Source organism: Sphingomonas asaccharolytica NBRC 15499, from assembly GCF_001598355.1.
GTDB lineage: Bacteria > Pseudomonadota > Alphaproteobacteria > Sphingomonadales > Sphingomonadaceae > Sphingomonas > Sphingomonas asaccharolytica.
Window position 1 is genome coordinate 1 of sequence record NZ_BCYU01000052.1, and the last position, 19,123, is coordinate 19,123.

The following is a 19,123-nucleotide window of genomic DNA, read 5'->3' on the forward strand; positions in this document are numbered from 1 at the left end:
GCTGTGGCACCGGCTTGAGGCGGCCGCCAGCCTCTGGTCGATCGCGCTGATCGCGCTGACCGCGACCGGGATTATCGCGCTCAAAGCCTTTGTGACCTTCCTCATCGTCGCCTCGGCGGTCGCGGTCATCAACCAGGTGCGGACGCTTGTCGCGCATCTCTGGGAGAATGAGGGCGAAGCGATGACGGTGACCGCGCAATATCTCGATTCGGTCAACGTGCCGCCGCCTGCCGTGCTGCCAATGCTGTGGGCACCGGTCGGGCTGCGCTATCACGCGCTGCACCATCTGCTGCCGGGGCTGCCTTATCACGCGCTCGGCACCGCGCACCGCCGCATCACGGCCGCGCTCGAGCCGGACTCGCCTTATCACAAGGGCAATTACAAGGGCCTGCCGCACCTCGCGACGCGGCTGGCGAAGAGCACGTTTCAACCGCGTTGAATTATTCCCCTCCCGCTGGCGGGAGGGGTTAGGGGAGGGCGTATCGCCTTCCCGAGAAGCCCTTTGGGTAGAGCGGACAACAGGCCCTCCCCCACCCCTTCCCGCCGGCGGTGGCTATTCCTCAGTCCGGATCAGCACCGCCTCGCCAATCATCAGGAACAGCACGAACGGCGCCCAGGCCGCGAGCATTGGCGGATAGGCGCCGAGATTGCCCATCGCGAGCGCGAAATTGTCGACCACGAAATAGGTGAAGCCCAGCGCCATGCCGACCACGGCGCGGATGAAGAGCTTACCCGATCGGGCGATGCCGAACGCTGCGATCGCGCCGAGCAATGGCATCAGGATCGAGGAGAGCGGTCCGGACAATTTGTGCCACAGATCGCCTTCGAGCGCCTTGGTCGGGCGGCCCGCCGCCTTGAGGTCGCCGATCGCCGACCATAATTCGGTGAACGACAGGCCATCGGCATCGACCGTCGCCAGCGTGAACTGGTCCGGGCGCACGCCTTCACCAACCACTACAGCGCCCAGGTTGGTCGCTACGCCGCTGGTGACATCGAACTTCTGCGCCGGCCAGATCCGCCAGCCCTTGCCTTCGCGCCGACCATGGGGAGCGGAAATCGTCGCCTGCAGCTCGCCGGCCTTGTCGCGATCGTAGAAGGTGACGTCGGTCAGTGCCGCCGCGTCACCCTTGCCCTTGACCAATTTGACGCTGATCAGATCGTCGCCCGACCGCGTCCACACATTGACGCGATCGCCGCGGTCGATCGGGATCGGCGCATAATCGACCTTTTGCCAGCGGTTGAGCGTGTCCGTTGCTCGGCTGACGATGCGGTCGTTGAACGCGAAGCTGATCGCTGCGACGCCGATCGCGGCGATGATCATCGGCGCCAGCACCTGATGCGCCGACAGGCCCGACGCCTTCATCGCGATGACTTCCGAATTCTGGTTGAGCGTCGAATAGGTGATGATCGCACCGAGCAGCACCGAATATGGCAGGAAACGGGCGATGATCTCCGGTGTGCGCAGGCTGATATAATGCCAGACTTCGGCCTGGCCGTTGCCGGCATGGGCGAGGATACGTCCCGATTCGCTCAGCGCGTCGAGGAACTGGAGGACGATGACCAGCGCCGCGAGCACCGCGAAGGTGCGCACGAGGAAGCTCTTCGCCATATAGATCGTCACCGTCCGCGACGGGAAAAACTGCATCGAGATCATGCCGGCTGGGCCTCCGGCCCGTCGTCATCGCCGTTACGGCGTTGTCGCCTGAACGGAAGCCAGCGCACGACGACCTTGCTGATCTTGGCGAAGACGCGTTCCAGCGCGCCGATCGGCTGGCCGCCGGGGACGAACGCGATGGTGTAATACATCCAGAGCACCAGTCCGGCGAAGATCGCGAACGGCACCCACAGGGCGATGAACGGGTCGACCCGGCCCAGCCCGCCGATCCCCTCGCCATATTCGTTGACCTTGAAATAGGTCACGATGATCACGATCGACAGGAACACTCCCAACGCGGACGACGACCTTTTGGGTGGAACGCCCAGGGCGAGCGCCAGCATCGGCAACAGGAACATCGACACCACTTCGGTGATGCGGAAATGGAACGCGGCGCGGCTGGTGTCGCGCAGCGGTTCGGGTTGCGTTCGATCGCGGCCGATCTGGGCAAGTTCGGGCAGGGTGAATTCCAGATTGCGTCCGCCGCGCGCGCGGAACGCGCTGGTCGGGGGCAAGCGGATCGGGAAATTCCATATGTTGAAGCGCAGCACGCGCGGTACCGCGACCTTCGCCTCCTTGCTGACCAGCGTGCCGTTGGTCAGCTGGAAGATGATTTCGTCGGGATCGGGCGCAGCATAGAATTTTCCCTTTTCCGCGGTGACCGCGAACGAGCCGCCTTTGCCGTCGTTGCGCTGGACGAAGATGCCCTTCAGCTCGCGCCCCTCATCCTTGCTTTCCTCGATCCGAACGGTGGGGCCGTTATTCGGGAAGGTGGTGAATTCACCGACCTTGATCGAGGCGCCGAGCGCGCCGGTGCGCAATTCGTAGCGCAAATTCTCGTAAGCGTAGCGCGCCTTGGGCTGGACATAGCCGACGATGAACAGATTGAGGATCGCAAGGACGATCGTGTACATGTACGGCACACGCAGCAGCCGTCCGTAGCTCATCCCCACCGCGCGCAGGATGTCGAGCTCCGACGAGGTCGCCAACCGTCGAAAGGCGAGCAGGCAGCCTAGCATTAGCCCGATCGGGATGCCGAGCCCAAAATATTCGGGCAGCAAATTGGCCAGCATCTGCCACACGACGCTGATCGGTCCGCCCTCGGTCGCGACGAAGTCGAACAGCCTCAGCATGCGGTCGAGCACAAGCAGCATAGCCGCGATCACCAGAGTGGAGAATAGCGGCAACGCGATCAGCCGGGCCATGTAGCGATCGATGGACTTCATGGCTGACGAAAAAGGAGTCCTTCTCGGCCGGGAGCGGCTGGGGAGATGATCGAACGGCTATAGGGCGGCATTCGGTCCGCGTCAGCCGGAAAAACTGTTTAGAGCGACGTGTCCGATTTCTGAATCGAACACGTCGCTCTAATTATTCGTGGACGCATCGCTTTCGCGGAAAACAGGTACCCACTTTTCCCCGCGATGCCCTATTCGGCGGCCAATTGGTCCGTTGGTGTCGGTCGATCCGTGATCGCGTCGGCAATCGCCCGTTCCAGTCCGGCGATGGTGAAGGGTTTGCGCAAGACCGGTCGCCCGCCGAAATCGGCCGCCGACCCCTCGCCGGCATAACCGGTGACGAATAGCACAGCGAGATCGGGGCGACGTGCCAACAATCCGGTGATCATCTCCGGCCCGGTTTGGCCGGGCATCAGCACGTCGGTGATGACGAGATCGAACGGTCCGAGATCGTCGAGGATGCGCGGCGCGTCAAGCGGATCGGGGCATGGCACGGCGCGATGCTTCAATTCCTCTAGCGCGCCGATGGTGGCGTTGAGGACGCGCGGATCGTCTTCGACCACCAGCACGCCGAGGCCGCGAATCGACGGCACCGCGGACGGCGACGCGACGTCGGCTTTTGCCGCGGCTTCTCCGGCGCCGGCATGACGGGGAAGGTAGAGCGTCACCGTGGTCCCTTCGCCTTCGACCGAGGCGATCGCGATCTCGCCGCCCGATTGCCGGACGAAGGCGAAGATCTGGCTGAGTCCCAGGCCGGTGCCCTTGCCGACAGGCTTGGTGGTGAAAAACGGTTCGAACACGCGCTCCAGAACCTCCGGCGCCATGCCGCAGCCGGTATCGCTGACCGCGATCGCGACATGGTCCCCTGCGAGGCAATGGCCGATCTCGTTGGCCGCGAGCGTCCTCGCACTGGCCCGGATCGTCAGCCGTCCGCGACCGTCCATCGCGTCGCGCGCGTTGACCGCGAGGTTGAGGATGGTGTTTTCAAGCTCGTGGCGGTCGGCCCAGATATGCCAGGACGATCCGTCGTCGCTCGTCTCCACGGTGATCGCGTCTCCCAGCGTGCGGTCGAGCAGATCGGACATGCCCTCGATTGCGGCGATCGGCGTGAGCGGTTCCGGGTTGAGCGCCTCCTCGCGCGAAAAAGCGAGCAAGCGCCGGGTCAGCGCGGCGGCGCGATGCGCGCCCTCCGTGGCGTTGTCGAGATGGCGGCCGACGCCCTTCGGATCGCTCTTCAGGGTGCGCCGAGCGAGCTCCAACCCGCCCAGAACGACCGCCAGCATATTGTTGAAATCGTGAGCGATTCCGCCGGTCAGCTGGCCGACCGCTTCCATCTTCTGCACCTGGCGCAGCTTGGCTTCCTGCGCGCGCAATGCCAGAGTGGCTTCGTTCACCGCATCCTCGAGCGCGGCCGACCGTTCGCGTTCGACATCGGCATCGGCACGCGCCGCGGCGCGCTCGCGCATCACGCCGATCGTCAACCAGCCGAGCACGACCGCCGCGACCAGGATCAGCATGCCGAACAGCGCAAGGATCATTGCCACGGTGTTGGAGCGCTGGATCGATGCCGCCGCCGTCGCCACGCGCTGGTCGAGCAATCCGTGTTCGGAATCGATGATCGCATCGAGTTGACGGTCGATATCGCGCAACGTCGCCGACTTACCCGCGGCGTAGAAGCGCGAATAGGCCTGGCTGTCTTTCTTGTACGAGGTGCTGAGAGCGGTGACCGCCAATTCCTGGCCCCGCGCATCGTAAGTCGCGCGCAACTGGTCGATCAAATGCTGCTGCACCGGGTTGTCGTTGGTCAGCGCATCAAGCCGGTCGATCTGATTTCGCGCCGAACTCCATTCGTCATAATATTCGCGGCCGACCAATTGGTCGCGGCTCATCACATATCGTCCCAGCGCCGCTTCGGCGTGCGCGATCGTGCCTGACAGCGTGCGCGCCAGGATCATGACGTCATAGCTATGGCTCTGCGCCTTGAGCGCGCGATCACGCTGCGCGGTCGTGTCCGACAGGATCACGATCAGCGCGACGACGATGCCGGTGCCGAGTAACGCCATGACCGCCAGGGCAATGCCCCGCCAGACCGTGCGTGCCTGATCGACGAGCCCCGGCTCGGCGTCGTTCCCGCTCATGGCCGTCTTGTACCGAATCGGTTGAATCTAGGAAACCCCGTAGGTTCCCTCAACTTATCGCGCGCGCTGCTCGGCCTGCCGCTTCGAACCGTTCCAGCACCGTCGCGATCTGCTCCGACGTGTGTTCCGCGCACAGCGAACAGCGTAGCAGGTAGGTGCCGGCGGGAGTCGCCGGCGGCCGCGCCATGTTAACATAGACGCCGCTGTCGAGCAGCCCCTGCCACATCGTTACTGCTTGCGCCTGATCGTCCAGGATCACCGCGATGATCGCGCTATCTGGATTCTCGGTACCCAGCTTGAAGCCCAGCCGGGTCAGTCCGCCATGCAATTGCCTGGCGTTTTCCCAAAGATGCGCGCGCTTGTTGTGCGCGTGCTGAAGCTTGCGGATCGACATCGCCGCGGTGGCGACGACCGAAGGTGGCAGGCTGGCGGTGAAGATATAGGGACGGCAGGCGAGACGGATCGCCTCGAACTTGGGGTGGTTGGACACGCAGAAGCCGCCGACCGTACCGACCGATTTCGAGAAAGTGCCGACGATGAAGTCGACATCGTCTTCGCAACCTTGGGCTTCGTAGACGCCGCGGCCATTGGGGCCGTAAAAGCCCATCGAATGGGCTTCGTCGGACAGCACCATCGCATTGTGCTTCTTGGCGACCGCGACCATTTCCTTGAGCGGAGCGACATCGCCGAGCATCGAATAGACGCCTTCGAGCACCACCAATTTGCCCGGCTCCTTGGGCAGGCGGCCGAGCCGCCTGTCGAGATCCTCTACATCGTTGTGGCGGAAGCGGACGATCTCGGCATAGCCTTGCTTGCAGCCGTCATAGATTGACGCGTGGCTGTCGGCGTCGAGAATGACGTACTCGCCCTTGCCGGCGAGCGTCGAGATCATGCCGAGATTGGCCATATAGCCGGTCGAAAACACGATCGCCCCGGTCGTGCCATAGAAATCGCGCAGCGCCTGCTCGACTTCCATATGGTCGCGGAACGTGCCGTTGAGCATGCGGCTGCCATTGGTGCCCGATCCGAACTGGTCGAGCGCGTCCTTGCCCGCCTGGATGACATCCGGGTCGAACGTCATGCCCATATAATTGTAGGTGCCGAGCAGGATCGTATCCTTGCCCTTGATCACCGCCTCGGTCGGCGACTTCACCTGCTCCATCACGATCGCGAACGGATCGGTCACGCCGCTGTCGAGCAATGCCTGGCGCTCGGCGATCAGGCCGTCGAACTTCGACATCAGATCGCGCTCGGGCGCGATCGTGGCGGGGTGCTCGGGCAGCGCCTCGGCAGTGTCGATAGCGTCGGTCATCATGTCTTCCTTATCCACCGTGGTCAGGCGTTCTTCAGCTTCTGGACGGCATCGACCAGCTGGCCGACCGTCTCGATCTCTGCCTGCATGTTCATGGTGATAATGATGTCGAACTCATCTTCGATCGCCGCGACGAAATCCATCACGGTCAGGCTGTCCCACTCCAAATCGTGCTGGAACGTCGTCGCGTCGGACAAAGCGACGCCCTTCTTGTTGAACGGCTGGATCAGGCCGGTGACGGTCTCGAATATTGCTGCGCGGTCGCTCATTGTCATGTCCTTGTGGGTCGCGAAGGCGTTGCCCGCCAAATGCGGCGGCTTTCCGGCAGGGTTATAGCGACCCTTGGGCGCGATACCATTGCGCCGTCGCGGCCAGCGCCACTGACGTTTCCTCTTGCGGTGCCCAGACCTCCGTGGGCGGCGTCGCATGGCTGACCCAGTCGCGATGGCAGAAATAGGCGACGCGGTCGGGAGTCAGCTTGGCCTTCTTGCCGCGGAACATCCCATCGAGCGCGGCGATCAGGGTCAGCACCGGGCGGGGCAGGGGCAGCGGCAATACCCTGCTGCCCATCGCGGTGCCGATCGCGCGGGCGAAATCGCGATGGTCCCAGCCATTGGCTCGGCCATCGTCGGGTTCGACGATCTCGCGGATCAGCGCGTTGCTGGTGGGCAGCGTGAGCAGCAGCCGGATGAGCTCGCCGACCGCGATCACCGACATCCGTCCGCCGGCCGGGGGCAGCGGCACGACATGGCGTTTGGCGAGCTTGAACAGTTCGAGCATCTCTTGATCGCGCGGGCCGAAGATCGCTGGCGGGCGCACGATCGTCCAGTCGAGATTGCTGGCGATCAGCAATTTGTCGGCTTCAGCTTTCGACCAGCCATAGAGCGACAAATCCGGCTCGCGCGCGGTCAGCGACGACACCTGGACGAACCGGCGGATGCCGGCCGCTTCGGCTGCGGCGATCAGCGCGCGCGTCCCGTCGATGTTGCCCGCGGCGAAGCCCGCGCGGTCGGGTGCGTTGATCACCCCGGCGATGTGCAGCACCGCGTCGGCGCCCTGGACCAACACCGCCAGGCTGTCGGGTTTGTCGAGCGCGCCTTCGACCCAGGTGATGCCGGCGCGCTCCGCCTGCGGCCGCCGCGTCAGCGCGCGCAGTTGATGGCCTTGGGCCAAAGTGTGTTCGATGAAATGACTGCCGACGAACCCGGTGCCGCCGGTGACCGCGATCACTGTCATGCCAGCACCATGTGGTTGCGATGGACCAACGCGGCGCGCGGCGCATAGCCCAGGATGGCGGCGGCCTCGTCGCTCCGCTTGCCCGCGATCCGCACCGCGTCGGTCACGTCATATTCGGCAAGCCCGCTCGCGATCACGCCGCCGGGTCCCGCGATCGCGATCAGGTCGCCGCGCGCGAAGTCGCCCTCGACCCGGATGGCGCCGGCTGGCAACAGGCTCTTGCCCTGATTGAGCGCGGCAACCGCGCCCGCATCGACATGGACCGTTCCCCGCACCGTGAGCCGTCCGCCCAGCCACGCCTTGCGCGCGGGGGCGGCGCGCTGCGCGGGGAACAGTGTGCCATGACCAGTCTCGACATAGCGCGCGAACGGATGATCGACCCGGCCGGAAGCGATCGCCAGCGCGATGCCGGCGCGGGTTGCGATCTTGGCGGCCTGGATTTTCGAGATCATGCCGCCCGATCCCATGCCGGACATGGATCCGCCCGCCATCGCCTCGATCGCGGCGTCGATCCGCGGCACCCGATCGATCAGCATCGCGCCGGGCAGGGTCGGCGCACGGTCGTAGAGCCCGTCAATATCGGACAGCAGCAGCACGCCTTGTGCGCCCGCCGCCTGCGCGACCCGCGCTGCCAGCCGATCATTGTCGCCGAAGCGGATTTCCTCGGTCGCGACCGAATCGTTCTCGTTGATCACCGGCACTACACCGAGCCCGAGCAGCCGGCCCAAAGTTGCGGCGGCGTTGAGATAGCGCCGCCGATCCTCGAGATCGTCGAGCGTGACCAGCATCTGCGCCGCGGTCAGCCCTTCCGCCTCCAGGCACTCGGCCCAGACCTGGCTCAGCGCGATCTGGCCGGTGGCGGCAGCTGCCTGCGCATCTTCCAGGCTCGCGCGTCCGCCCTTGGCGAGCTTGAGCCGCCGCGCACCGAGCGCGATCGCGCCCGACGAGACGATCGCGACCTGCTGTCCGCTTCGCGCCGCTGTGGCGATATCGGCGGCAAGTCCGGCCAACCAGTCGCGCCTTACTTCGCCTTCCGGCGTCACGAGCAGCGACGACCCCACCTTGACGATCAGGCGCGGGCAGCGCGCCGCGGCAAAGGGCGAATTCTCCAACATCGCGCTTGCGCTTAGCGGGCGTCACGCCGTCCCGCTACAGATACGATCAGACCGGCGACCATTGCACCTCATCCTCGGCGCCATCGTCGTCGACGGGCGACTCGTTGGTCGGGATCGCTTCGAGCAACTTGTCGAGCACCCAATCGACCCCGACGCCGCTAGCGCCGGAAATCGGGATTACCTCGGCGCCGGTTGCTTCCTCGAGCTCGGCGGACAAAGCGCCGATCAGCTCGTCGTCGAGCGTGTCGATCTTGTTGAGCGCGACCACCACCGGTTTGTCGACCAGCCCGCCGCCGTAGGCTTCGAGTTCGTCGCGCACGATGCGATAGCTCTCGGCCACGTTGGGATCATTGGCGTCGACAAGGTGGAGCAACACGCGGCAGCGTTCGATATGCCCCAGGAAGCGGTCGCCGACGCCGGCGCCTTCGGCCGCGCCCTCGATCAGCCCGGGAATGTCGGCCACGACGAATTCGCGCCCCTTGTGCCGCACCACGCCCAATTGGGGTCGCGTGGTGGTGAAGGCATATTCGCCGACCTTGGCCTGGGCGTTGGTCACCTGGTTGATGAAGGTCGATTTGCCGGCGTTGGGCAATCCCACCAGCCCGGCATCGGCGAGCAGCTTGAGCCTGAGCCACACCCAGGCTTCTTCGTACGGCCAACCGGTCCCGTGCTGGCGCGGCGCGCGATTGGTCGACGTCTTGTAACTGGCATTGCCGCGGCCGCCATCGCCGCCGCGCAGGAAGACGATGCGCTGGCCTACCTTGGTGAGGTCGAAGAGCAGCGAACGCTCTTCGTCATCGGCGAGGATCTGGGTACCGACCGGCACCTTGATGACGAGATCGTCGCCGCCGGCACCGGTGCGGTTCGACCCCGCACCGCCGGTCCCCCGCGGCGCGCGGAAATGCTGCGTGTAGCGGAAGTCGATCAACGTGTTGAGGCCGGCGACGGCTTCGAACACGATGTCGCCGCCCTTGCCCCCGTCGCCGCCGTCGGGACCGCCATATTCGATATATTTCTCGCGTCGAAAGCCGACCGCGCCGGGGCCACCGGCGCCCGAACGGACGAAAATCTTGGCTTGATCGAGGAAGTGCATTGGACCGCCTTAGCCGCGGAACGCCGCGCTGCTAACCCCCGACCGCCATTCCCATATTCTAATGCCGCTTGATCCAGGGCAATTGCCTTTCTTGCTGCGGTGCACATAAGGGGGCGCGGGGGTATCAAGATGGTCGTTGATGTGTCTCATGTCGGCGCGTCGCTTTTCGGCGGACGGTTTGCGACGAGCGATTTGCCCGAATGCGATCGGCACGAGGCGTGGTGCAGCCGTTCGCCATCGACCGTGGGGCGGCTGTACGAAACGCGTCCGCACGAACCGTTCGACGTCGCCACGGATCTGGTGATGCTGGGGCCGCTCAAGATCCATTTCTCGACGATTTCCGGGCAATCGTTCGAGCGGACCCGGGCGATGGCCGCTGCCGACGGCGTCGACGATCTGGTCGTCAACGTGCGGTTTCGCGGCGGGGCGGTAGGGGACATGAATGGCGCCGCGCTCGATGCGCTCGGCGAATCGACGTTGCTCACCGATATGGCGCAGCCGCAGCACCATGTGTCGGAAGCGAGCTCCACCGCCTATTTTCACGTCCCGCGCGCGCTGGCCGAACGATATCTGCCGAGCGTTCGTTCGCTCCATGGCCTGGCAATCCCGCCCTCCACGGCAGCGTTGCTACGCGAGCATCTGCAGCAGATCTGGCGTCACGCCGATCGCCTGCCGGTCGACCTGGGCGCGCGTCTGGCGGGAACCGTCATGGATTTGCTCGCGGTCGCGGTGGCCCAGGAACGCGGCGGCCGTGCGACACCTGCGGCAGTGGCAGGCGCCGCCATGACGCGTGCACGGGCGGAGATAGAGGCGCGGCTGGGCTCGGCGACGCTGACCGTCGCGACCTTATGCCGCGCATTGGGCATGTCGCGTTCCGCGCTTTATCGTCTGTTCGAGGACGAGGGCGGCGTGCATGCCTATGTGACGCGGCGCCGGTTGGAGAGTGTCGCGGCGGCGCTCAGCGAATCCACCGAGCGCGACCGTATCGCGGACATCGCCGAGCGTTGGGGGTTTTGCGACGCCGCGTATCTGGGGCGGCTGTTTCGCGAACGGTTCGGCATGACACCGTCCGATTATCGCGCCTTTAGTCGCTCTCGGACCGCAACGCGGTCCAGTGAGACGCCCCGCGCGGCCTGACCATGCCGGTGCCGCAACGTTTGCATTGCGCGCGATAGCCATTGCCCTCGTGCCAGACTCGTTGCGAGCGGCGGTGGCCGAGAATCCGGCAGATCAAGGCATTGGTATCTGGGCTGAAAGGCATGAGCGCGATCTAGGACAGCGCGGGCCGGCTTGAAGCCGACCAGCGTCCCGCGCACTATTGGCCTTGTCCCAAATCGGGTGGATCGTCAGCGATCGGGCGAATTGCCGTCACGCAGGGCCTGATAGGCGAGTTGCCGTGCTCGGTCGCGCGGCAGGCCGAGCGCACGGGCCAGCGGCGCGCCGAACAGGGCGTCGCCCAGCGCCATGATGACGAGCTGAAGCGTTTCGTCTTCGATCGGACGATCCTGTTTCGAATGACCCTCGGTCAGCTCGTCGACCAGATCGTGGATCGCGTTGAGGATCGGGTCGAGCGCATCCTCGTTGCCCGACAGGATCATCCAGCTCGCCAGCGCACCGGCGCCACCGGTGTCGAACGCATCGAACGCCAGGTCGACGACTTCGCGCGGGTTCTGATCTTCGGCGCGCTGGCGAATCACGGTTTCGCGGATGGTGGTCGAGATGAACTCCGCCATCCGTTCTATCAGTGCTTTTTGCAGGCCCGCGGCCGATCCGAAATGGTGGAGCAGATTGGCATGCGTCCGTCCGATGCGCGCGGCCACCGCCTTCAGCGTCACCGCTTGCGGACCGAATTCCACCAACAAGCTACGTGCCGCATCGAGCGCGGCATCGCGCGATTCTTCGGGGCTCAGGCGACGGCGGACGGGGAGGGGGCTTACGGACATGAACGACCTGTCGGCGCTTTACCGCGCGAAATCAATGCGCCGCCGCCCGGCGCGGTTCCGGGCGGCGACGTGATTGGAGATCAAGCCGCGATCGGCATTCGGCAGGCCGGTTCATTGGCGTCGAAGTCGAGCGTCAACGTGACGCTCTCCACCGCGTGCCCACGCGCGAGGCTATAGGTCGCGGTCCGCCCCGTCGGCCGGAAGCCGAGCTTCGTCAACACTTTCCCCGAGGCGGGATTGTCGACGAAATAGCGCGAGCGCAGGCTCTTCAGGCCCATCGCAAAGCGCGCGATGCCCAGGACCGCCTTGCCCGCCTCGGTGGCATAGCCGCGGCCCCAGGCATCGGGAGTCAGCCAATAGCCGATCTCGTAGCCACCGAGATCCTCGGCCGGGTGAATGCCGATCCCGCCGACCAGCCGCGGCGTCGCTTCCTCGTGTGCGAGGATCGACAGCGACACATTGTCCTTGGCCCGCGGCATCGCCAGCCATTCGGCGGCGTTGGCCTCGGTATAGGGCCAGGGCACCCGCGACAGCTTGGTCACGACTTCCTCATGCCCGATCGCCCGAGCGATCGCGGCGGCGTCCTCGGGCCAGCCGGGCCGTAATGTCAGTCTCTTGGTCCGCGCGAACATCTCACTCTCCGTATCGTGCCGGGCCGCTCGCACGTCGATGTGACGTTTCTGCGACCCGGAAGTGGAGGGAGCATGAAAAAAGGGAGCCGGGGCGACCCGTCTCCCTTGTTCGGTCTCTGGTTAGCCCGAGACCCGGGTCGCCCTGGTGGGCAACCCGTGCGGTTGCCCGTTATTCTGCGGCCTGCGCCATAATGTCTACCGAGCAGAACTTTCGGCCGAGCTTGCCCTCGTGGAAGGTCACGCGACCGTCGGTAAGCGCAAAAAGGGTATGATCCTTGCCCATGCCGACATTGCGACCGGCATAGAATTTGGTCCCGCGCTGGCGCACGATGATGTTGCCGGCGACGACTTCCTGTCCGCCGAACTTCTTCACACCGAGGCGACGGCCAGCCGAATCGCGACCGTTGCGCGACGAACCGCCTGCTTTCTTATGTGCCATCTCTACTCTTCCCGATCTTAAGCTTCGGCAGCCGGGGCTTCAGCGCCGGCTTCTTCGGTCTTCTTGGCAGCGGCCTTCTTGGGCGCAGCCTTCTTCTCGGCGGCGCCGATCGACACGATCTTGAGGATCGTGTGGTTCTGGCGGTGGCCGTTGCGACGACGATAGTTATGACGACGACGCTTCTTGAAGACGATGACCTTCTCGCCCTTCGCCTGCGCGACGATCTCGGCGGCGACGGTCAGGCCGTCGGTCGACTGCAGGTCCGAGCCCTCGCCGGCGAGCAGGACGTCGCCCAGCGTTACCGAGCTACCGGCTTCTCCGTCGATCTTCTCGACGACGATCTTGTCTCCGGCGGCGACGCGATATTGCTTGCCGCCTGTGCGCACGACTGCGAACATGGCCCTATTTCTCTTTCAAATCCGTATGCCCGCGAAGGCCGGGGCCCCACGGTTGAAGGGGCGCGCCTAAGGTAGCGAGGTGATTCTGTCAACCGGGGGCGGCGCGGTTTTGTGACCGCGCCGCCAGGGAGCGTCGATCCTTACCAGGTGATTCCAATGCGTCCGTACAGATAGCGCCCGTTGAACCCGAACGGCGAGTAATACGGGAAGCCGACCAAGCCGGTGCTGTTGAGCTGGGCTCCGCGGGAGGAGAGCACCTTCACATAATCTGGATAGGTGTCGAACAGGTTGTTCGCACCGACCGCAAGGTTGAGGCCCTTTGCCGGCTGATAGCGCGCCTCGAGATCGAAGATCGTGTGCTTGCCGGTATGGATGTCGTCAGCAGCAAAGCCGGTACTGCTGGGCTGTGTGACATCCCCATAATAAGATCCGCGAGCGGTAAGACCGAAGCCTCCGAGCGACCATTCGACAGTGCCGACAACCTTGGTCCGCGGCGTTCCTTCCTCGAATGAGATGATCCGCTGCCGGCTGAACAGCGTGTAGGTCGTGCCGAGGATCGTCACCGGCGCGGGTACGCGCGTCACCTTGATATCGTTGACGTTCCCCGCGGCAGTCAGGTCGAATGTCCCAGCGTTCGCCGTCCTCACGCGATAATGGGCGACCACGTCGATGCCCTTGGCCGTCGAGCGGATGCCATTGATGAAGAACCGCGCCTGGCTGACGGTGAAGATGTTGTTCTGCGCTAGTACAGTCGTGATCGAGGCGCCCGCCAAATTCTCGGACAGCGCCAGCTGGTTGCGGACCTTGATCTGATAACCGTCCACCGACAGATCGAACCCGCCGCTGCGAACAACGAAGCCTGCTGAGAGGTTCGTTGCCTTTTCCGGCTCAAGTGGCTTGCCGCCGAGGGCGCGTCCGACCGGGCTGATCGATGGGAACAGACCCGATTCGACAATCGTGCCCCCGCTGAGCACAGACGCAGTCGAGGTAAAATATTCCTGCTGGAGCGACGGCGCACGGAAGCCGGTAGAGGCAGTGCCGCGCAGTGCGAACCAAGGCGCGAGCTCAAGTCGCGCCGAAAGCTTGCCGTTCACCGTGTCGCCAAAGTCGGAGTAGTGTTCGCCGCGCACGGCCGCCCCGATGGTCAGCGCGCTGATCGGCTTGGCCTCGAGATCGAGATAGCCCGACACGTTGCTGCGATGTTGGTCGACCACGTTCGACGGCTGGAAACCCGGAAAGCCCTGCGCGCCTGACCCCAGCGACGAGGTCGCCGCCGGACCGCGGTCGTACGACGCGTGCTCGCCTGCACCGATGGCAAATCCTTCGCGGCGATATTCGCCCCCGAATGCGACGTTCAGTGTGCCGCTGCCGAGCGCCAGTTCCTTTGACACGTCGACCCCACCCACGATTTGGTCATAGGTCAGCGTGCCGTCATAGAAGCGTGTTTGCGACGCCGAGCCGTAGGTCGAGTTGCCCGAATTATCCGTGTAGAATGTCAGCTTGTTGCGGCCGTACGACAGGTTGAAGTCGATCTTCCAGCCGCCGATGTCGCCGCGAATCCCGCCGGTCGAGGTAAGATCGGACGATCTGACGTTGATCAGCGGCAGAAAACCGTCGGGATAAAGCGCGGCAAGCGCCGCGGCGTTAGCATTATTATCGGTGCCGCCGTTGATACGCGGAGTAGCCGCGCTGATGCTGTTGCGGTGCTGGTAACCGCCAAAGGCGTAGAGTTCCCATCCGCCGCCGACTGGCAGGCCTGCATTGGCATAAAGGCTGTACTGATCGACGTCGGGATCGCCGAAGCGCGACCGCACGCGGATCGGCGTCTTGCGCGGATCATAATCGCCGCGGCTGGTGGGATCGCGATCTAGATATTCGGCCGAGAGCGTTAGGAAACCTTCCTTGCCGAGCGCGAAACCCTGCCAGCCGGATACGGTGGCTGTGCGTCCATCGTGCGCGTTGCGATCACCGCGCGCGGTGGTGACGTCGGTGAAATAGCCGCCATAAGTGAAATTGGCGCCGCCACCGCTCCGCGCCTCACGCAGTCGCAAGTTGATCACGCCGGCGATCGCGTCCGAACCGTATTGTGCCGACGCGCCATCGCGCAGCACCTCGACACGGTCGAGCGCAACTGCGGGGATCGTATTCAGATCGACGGCCGTTGCGCCGCGCCCGACCGAGCCATTGATGTTGAGGAGCGCCGAGGTGTGTGCCCGCACGCCGTTGATCAGGACGAGCGTTTGGTCGGGCGACAGACCGCGTAACGTTGCCGGACGGATCGAATCCGTGCCGTCGACGGCGGACGACCGCGGGAAGTCTACCGACGGGACAATTGCGGACAGTGACGCCGCGAGCTCGGTCGTACCCTGATTCCGAAGGCTCGCGCCGCTCAGCACGTCGACCGGTGCGGTGGTATCGAACTTCGTGCGGCCGGCGACGCGCGTGCCGGTAACGACGATCTCACTGCCCGGGGCGGCGTCCTGATCGCTCGCGGCTGGATCGACTTGCGGCGCTGCGGTAGCGGACGTGGTGTCTTGGGCGAAAGCGGCATGACTGGTCGCCAGCGCGGTCACCGAAACGGCGACCGCGAGTGCGGTACGGTTCAACCTCATGATTATAACCCCTTATAAGCGGGGGACGCACGTCCCGATTACCCTGTTGCGACGGATATCGTCACAGGTCGGTAACATTGCTAGACGCAGGGCGAGACGATGCACCGCAAGTTTTTCTTGCGGTGCACAAAAGTCACACAATGATCGATTGACGGACGCGTGTCCTAGTGGCGATGCTCGCGGCGCAGATTATAGCGGCCGTCGGCAAAGCCGGTGAACAGCCCGTCGATCGCCGGATGATCGACCGGTTCCTCGCTATCGTCATGCAGCAGGTTCTGCTGACTGACATAGGCGACGTAGCTCGACTCCCCGTTCTCGGCGAGGAGGTGATAGAAGGGCTGCTCCTTGGACGGACGCAGTCCCTCGGGGATCGATTCATACCATTCGTCGGTGTTAGCGAAGACGGGGTCGATATCGAAGATCACGCCGCGAAAATCGAACATCCGGTGGCGAACGACGTCGCCGATCGTGAACCGCGCGGTCGCCACCGCCGGCATCGGCACGCCGGATTGCGAAAGCACATCATGGGGTTCGGAACGAGTCATGACCACAATGTAGAGTTTCTTCGGCGCCGCACAAGCGGACCGCTTGCGCGCGCGGACCGCCTGCGTTAGAGGCGCCGCCTTCGACCAGCACCCGCACCGTCCAGACAGTGCATCAAGGTGCGGAACTCCCAGTGCGGAGAGGTGCCAGAGTGGTCGATTGGGACGGTCTCGAAAACCGTTGTGCGGGTAACCGTACCGTGGGTTCGAATCCCACCCTCTCCGCCACCTAGTCTGCCTGATTTCGGTAATTTCCCCGCAGGTTCGCGCGCGGCCGGGTTTCACCTTCCGGCTTGACTGGCGCCCGTCGCTCGCGACTTTTCTACGCGGCGCTTGCGCTGGCAAGATGCTGCGAAGCCGCTTAGGGACGAATCGGTGAGCGCGATCCTGGAAATCTGTGTGGACGACGCGGCCGGGGTCGACGCCGCCGTGGCCGGCGGGGCCGATCGGATCGAGCTTTGCTCGGCACTCGAACTGGGCGGCCTGACTCCGTCCGCCGCTTTGCTGGATCATGCGTTGAAGAGCGGCCGTCCGATCCACACGATGATCCGCCCGCGCGCGGGCGGATTCGTCTATAGCGAAGATGATCTGGCATTGATGGTCGAGGAAATAAGCGGTGCGGTCGCACGCGGCGTTGGCGGCGTGGTGGTCGGCGCGTTGCGACCCGATGGGAGGCTCGACCGCGAGGTGCTGGGGCGTTTCCGTGACGCCGCGCGCGATGCGACGATTGTGCTGCACCGGGCGATCGATCTCGTCCCCGATCCGGTCGCGGCGGTGGGCGAGGCGATTGCGCTCGGCTACGACAAGATCCTGAGTTCGGGCGGCGCACTAACCGCGGTCGAAGGCATGACAACGCTCGCGGCGATGGTCGCGGCCGCCGGGGAGCGATTGTCGATCATCGCCGGGGCGGGCGTGCGGCCTGACAATGTCGCGCGGATCATCGCCGCGACCGGCGTGCGCGAAGCCCATGGATCGGCGAGCCGTCCTGGCCCGCAGCCCGATGACGCCACGGTGCGGCTTGGCTTTGCAACGGGACCGCGACGCGCGACCGATGAGGCGATCGTGCGACGATTGCGCGCCGCAATCTGGGAAAAAGGGAGCGAAGTATGAACGACGGCATTTCACGGCGCGGGGCGTTGGCGATCGGCGCGGCGGCCGCGTTCGCGGCGAGCGCGGCCAAAGCAGCGGAAACCGATCCGGTTGCCGTCCTTTCCACCTGGGATTTCGGCAAGGCGGCGAACGAGGCCGCGCTGGCGCGCCTCAAGGCCGGCGGGTCTCTGCTCGACGCGGTCGAAGCGGGAGCCAAGGTGCCCGAGGCCGATCCGACCAATCATTCGGTGGGTTATGGCGGCTATCCCGATCGCGACGGGCATGTGACGCTCGATGCGATCATCATGGACGATCGCGGCGGCGTCGGCGCGGTCGCCGCGCTGGAGGATATCGTCCACGCCATCTCGGTCGCCCGGCTGGTGATGGAAAAGACCCCGCACACGCTGCTGGTGGGAGAGGGGGCGACCCGGTTCGCGCTCGACCAGGGCATGAAGCGCACCAATCTGCTCACGCCCGAGGCCGAGAAAGGCTGGCGCGAATGGCTCAAGACCGCGAAATACCAGCCGATCGCCAATATCGAGAATCGGCTGCCGGGACCGCCGGGATCGAAGCTCAACCACGATACGATCGGGATCATGGCGCGCGGCTTGGACGGCGCGATGGCGGCGGCGTGCACGACGTCGGGCATGGCGTTCAAGATGCGCGGACGGGTTGGCGATTCGCCCCAAGCCGGCTGCGGGCTGTTCCTCGAAAAGGGGGTGGGCGCCGCCGCATCGACGGGAGTGGGTGAGGAAGTGACGCGGATTGCCGGAACCGCCCGGGTCGTCGCCTCGATGCGCGCGGGGCTGTCGCCCCAGGCGGCGTGCGAGGAAGCGGTCAAGCACATCGCACAACTCCGCGGCGACGCGATCAAAGGGCTGCAGGTCGGTTTTCTCGCTTTGGGTCAAGATGGCCGGATCGGCGCTTATGCCCTGCTTCCGGGGTTCACCTATGCGGTGACGCGCCATTCGGGCGCTAGCGAGGTGTTGCCGTCGACCAGCCTGTTCAGCCAAGCCGCGTAGCAACCGGTTTCGCGATCCGGATTAGCGCGTCGGCGGGCTGCCATCACTCGCATTGGGGCTGGATAAGCGGCGCCGCACGCCGTACTGGGCGTCGCCTGCCTTTCGGGTACATGCCTTTTCGCCGCCTATGGACGACGTCCCTCCCTCCGGCCTTCAGGCCGTCATCCTCGCGAACAGGGAGAAGCTGTTGCGATTCCTGATCGCGCGCGGCGCGGGAGACGCGGCCGAGGACGTACTTCAGGACCTTTATGTGCGCGTCGCGACCGCCGATGCCGGACCAGTCGCCCAGCCTTTGTCCTATCTCTATCGCGCGGCCAACAATCTGATGGTCGATCGCTTCCGCTCGCGACGCCAGACCGAGCGGCGCGAGCAGGATTGGAGCGAGGCTGCCGGGCCGACCCAGCCGGACCGGTCCGACGCGCCGTCGCCCGATCGTAGCCTGGTGGCGCGGGAGACGCTGGCGGGCGTGCAGGCTGTGCTGGACGGATTGGGCGTGCGCACCGCGACGATCTTTCGCCGTCACCGCATCGACGGCGTCCAGCAGCGCGACATCGCGCGCGAATTGGGGGTCAGCCTGAGCACGGTGGAAGCCGATCTCAGGCGGGCCTATCGCGCCTTGCTCGACTATCGGAGGTCGATCGATGAGGTTTGACCCGACCGAGT

The 19,123-nt window shown here is 64.9% G+C and carries 19 protein-coding genes and 1 tRNA gene; 6 read left to right on the forward strand and 14 right to left on the reverse strand.

Features of this window, described 5'->3' with window-relative positions:
• A partial coding sequence (locus tag SAS01S_RS14230; protein ID WP_169804962.1) for a fatty acid desaturase occupies positions 1-439 on the forward strand: 439 nt, incomplete at its 5' end.
• A gap of 114 nt (positions 440-553) precedes the next feature.
• On the opposite strand, the gene lptG is transcribed toward SAS01S_RS14230, so the two are convergent.
• From lptG to obgE, 8 genes are all read right to left on the reverse strand, one after another.
• Complete coding sequence (gene lptG, locus SAS01S_RS14235; protein ID WP_174544968.1) at positions 554-1,654, reverse strand: LPS export ABC transporter permease LptG; 1,101 nt, start codon at positions 1,652-1,654, stop codon at positions 554-556.
• A complete protein-coding gene (gene lptF, locus SAS01S_RS14240) occupies positions 1,651-2,880 on the reverse strand; it encodes an LPS export ABC transporter permease LptF (protein ID WP_174544969.1) in 1,230 nt (409 codons plus the stop codon). The genes lptG and lptF overlap by 4 nt, the downstream gene beginning before the upstream one ends.
• 200 nt (positions 2,881-3,080) lie before the next feature.
• Complete coding sequence (locus tag SAS01S_RS14245) at positions 3,081-5,027, reverse strand: ATP-binding protein (RefSeq protein ID WP_066809533.1); 1,947 nt, start codon at positions 5,025-5,027, stop codon at positions 3,081-3,083.
• Between the two features lie 49 nt (positions 5,028-5,076).
• Positions 5,077-6,339, reverse strand: coding sequence for a serine palmitoyltransferase (gene spt, locus SAS01S_RS14250; protein ID WP_066809583.1), 1,263 nt, complete (start codon positions 6,337-6,339; stop codon positions 5,077-5,079).
• 23 nt (positions 6,340-6,362) lie between these two features.
• Positions 6,363-6,608, reverse strand: a complete 246-nt coding sequence (locus tag SAS01S_RS14255) for an acyl carrier protein (protein ID WP_066809585.1) — start codon at positions 6,606-6,608, stop codon at positions 6,363-6,365.
• A 61-nt stretch (positions 6,609-6,669) separates the two neighbouring features.
• Complete coding sequence (locus tag SAS01S_RS14260; RefSeq protein ID WP_066809535.1) at positions 6,670-7,575, reverse strand: SDR family oxidoreductase; 906 nt, start codon at positions 7,573-7,575, stop codon at positions 6,670-6,672.
• Positions 7,572-8,690, reverse strand: coding sequence for a glutamate 5-kinase (gene proB, locus SAS01S_RS14265; RefSeq protein WP_066809537.1), 1,119 nt, complete (start codon positions 8,688-8,690; stop codon positions 7,572-7,574). Before proB ends, SAS01S_RS14260 begins: the two co-directional genes overlap by 4 nt.
• A 46-nt stretch (positions 8,691-8,736) precedes the next feature.
• Positions 8,737-9,783: a GTPase ObgE gene (gene obgE, locus SAS01S_RS14270; protein WP_066809542.1), complete on the reverse strand. Its 1,047-nt coding sequence runs from the start codon at positions 9,781-9,783 to the stop codon at positions 8,737-8,739.
• Positions 9,784-9,912: 129 nt separating this feature from the next.
• On the opposite strand from obgE, the gene SAS01S_RS14275 reads away from it, so the two are divergent.
• Complete coding sequence (locus SAS01S_RS14275; RefSeq protein ID WP_066809545.1) at positions 9,913-10,920, forward strand: helix-turn-helix domain-containing protein; 1,008 nt, start codon at positions 9,913-9,915, stop codon at positions 10,918-10,920.
• Positions 10,921-11,129: 209 nt separating this feature from the next.
• Here the strand turns inward: SAS01S_RS14275 and SAS01S_RS14280 are convergent, their stop codons facing one another.
• The 6 genes from SAS01S_RS14280 to hspQ form a co-directional block, all read right to left on the reverse strand.
• Positions 11,130-11,726, reverse strand: a complete 597-nt coding sequence (locus SAS01S_RS14280) for a TetR/AcrR family transcriptional regulator (RefSeq protein ID WP_066809548.1) — start codon at positions 11,724-11,726, stop codon at positions 11,130-11,132.
• Between the two features lie 80 nt (positions 11,727-11,806).
• Positions 11,807-12,358: a GNAT family N-acetyltransferase gene (locus tag SAS01S_RS14285; RefSeq protein WP_169804963.1), complete on the reverse strand. Its 552-nt coding sequence runs from the start codon at positions 12,356-12,358 to the stop codon at positions 11,807-11,809.
• A 169-nt stretch (positions 12,359-12,527) separates the two neighbouring features.
• Entirely contained in the window at positions 12,528-12,797 is a 270-nt protein-coding gene (gene rpmA, locus SAS01S_RS14290; RefSeq protein ID WP_066585833.1) for a 50S ribosomal protein L27, read from the reverse strand.
• 17 nt (positions 12,798-12,814) lie between these two features.
• The gene (gene rplU, locus SAS01S_RS14295) at positions 12,815-13,195 is read right to left on the reverse strand and encodes a 50S ribosomal protein L21 (RefSeq protein ID WP_066809550.1); all 381 of its coding nucleotides are present in this window, start codon (positions 13,193-13,195) and stop codon (positions 12,815-12,817) included.
• A 140-nt stretch (positions 13,196-13,335) separates the two neighbouring features.
• Positions 13,336-15,807, reverse strand: coding sequence for a TonB-dependent receptor plug domain-containing protein (locus tag SAS01S_RS14300; protein ID WP_066809553.1), 2,472 nt, complete (start codon positions 15,805-15,807; stop codon positions 13,336-13,338).
• Between the two features lie 164 nt (positions 15,808-15,971).
• Positions 15,972-16,352 carry a heat shock protein HspQ gene (gene hspQ, locus SAS01S_RS14305; protein WP_066809556.1) on the reverse strand — a complete coding sequence of 127 codons (381 nt, stop codon included), beginning with the start codon at positions 16,350-16,352 and terminating at the stop codon, positions 15,972-15,974.
• 135 nt (positions 16,353-16,487) lie between these two features.
• On the opposite strand from hspQ, the gene SAS01S_RS14310 reads away from it, so the two are divergent.
• The 4 genes from SAS01S_RS14310 to SAS01S_RS14325 all read left to right on the forward strand — a co-directional run bounded on the left by SAS01S_RS14310 (position 16,488) and on the right by SAS01S_RS14325 (position 19,112).
• Positions 16,488-16,577 (forward strand) — tRNA-Ser (locus tag SAS01S_RS14310).
• 147 nt (positions 16,578-16,724) lie between these two features.
• Entirely contained in the window at positions 16,725-17,459 is a 735-nt protein-coding gene (locus SAS01S_RS14315; RefSeq protein WP_066809588.1) for a copper homeostasis protein CutC, read from the forward strand.
• Complete coding sequence (locus SAS01S_RS14320) at positions 17,456-18,460, forward strand: glycosylasparaginase (protein ID WP_066809558.1); 1,005 nt, start codon at positions 17,456-17,458, stop codon at positions 18,458-18,460. The genes SAS01S_RS14315 and SAS01S_RS14320 overlap by 4 nt, the downstream gene beginning before the upstream one ends.
• Positions 18,461-18,587: 127 nt before the next feature.
• On the forward strand, positions 18,588-19,112 hold the full coding sequence (locus SAS01S_RS14325) for a sigma-70 family RNA polymerase sigma factor (RefSeq protein ID WP_066809564.1): 525 nt from the start codon (positions 18,588-18,590) through the stop codon (positions 19,110-19,112).
• Positions 19,113-19,123: the final 11 nt, after the last annotated feature.

Excerpts from the sequence above, each read along its gene's own strand:
- SAS01S_RS14285 (WP_169804963.1), bottom strand. The coding sequence starts at position 12,358 with ATGTTCGCGCGGACCAAGAGACTGACATTACGGCCCGGCTGGCCCGAG.
- SAS01S_RS14280 (WP_066809548.1), bottom strand. The coding sequence starts at position 11,726 with ATGTCCGTAAGCCCCCTCCCCGTCCGCCGTCGCCTGAGCCCCGAAGAA.
- SAS01S_RS14300 (WP_066809553.1), bottom strand. The coding sequence starts at position 15,807 with ATGAGGTTGAACCGTACCGCACTCGCGGTCGCCGTTTCGGTGACCGCG.
- SAS01S_RS14245 (WP_066809533.1), bottom strand. The coding sequence starts at position 5,027 with ATGAGCGGGAACGACGCCGAGCCGGGGCTCGTCGATCAGGCACGCACG.
- lptG (WP_174544968.1), bottom strand. The coding sequence starts at position 1,654 with ATGATCTCGATGCAGTTTTTCCCGTCGCGGACGGTGACGATCTATATG.
- SAS01S_RS14325 (WP_066809564.1), top strand. The coding sequence starts at position 18,588 with ATGGACGACGTCCCTCCCTCCGGCCTTCAGGCCGTCATCCTCGCGAAC.
- rplU (WP_066809550.1), bottom strand. The coding sequence starts at position 13,195 with ATGTTCGCAGTCGTGCGCACAGGCGGCAAGCAATATCGCGTCGCCGCC.
- SAS01S_RS14320 (WP_066809558.1), top strand. The coding sequence starts at position 17,456 with ATGAACGACGGCATTTCACGGCGCGGGGCGTTGGCGATCGGCGCGGCG.
- rpmA (WP_066585833.1), bottom strand. The coding sequence starts at position 12,797 with ATGGCACATAAGAAAGCAGGCGGTTCGTCGCGCAACGGTCGCGATTCG.
- SAS01S_RS14255 (WP_066809585.1), bottom strand. The coding sequence starts at position 6,608 with ATGAGCGACCGCGCAGCAATATTCGAGACCGTCACCGGCCTGATCCAG.
- obgE (WP_066809542.1), bottom strand. The coding sequence starts at position 9,783 with ATGCACTTCCTCGATCAAGCCAAGATTTTCGTCCGTTCGGGCGCCGGT.
- hspQ (WP_066809556.1), bottom strand. The coding sequence starts at position 16,352 with ATGACTCGTTCCGAACCCCATGATGTGCTTTCGCAATCCGGCGTGCCG.
- SAS01S_RS14260 (WP_066809535.1), bottom strand. The coding sequence starts at position 7,575 with ATGACAGTGATCGCGGTCACCGGCGGCACCGGGTTCGTCGGCAGTCAT.
- spt (WP_066809583.1), bottom strand. The coding sequence starts at position 6,339 with ATGACCGACGCTATCGACACTGCCGAGGCGCTGCCCGAGCACCCCGCC.
- lptF (WP_174544969.1), bottom strand. The coding sequence starts at position 2,880 with ATGAAGTCCATCGATCGCTACATGGCCCGGCTGATCGCGTTGCCGCTA.
- proB (WP_066809537.1), bottom strand. The coding sequence starts at position 8,690 with ATGTTGGAGAATTCGCCCTTTGCCGCGGCGCGCTGCCCGCGCCTGATC.
- SAS01S_RS14275 (WP_066809545.1), top strand. The coding sequence starts at position 9,913 with ATGGTCGTTGATGTGTCTCATGTCGGCGCGTCGCTTTTCGGCGGACGG.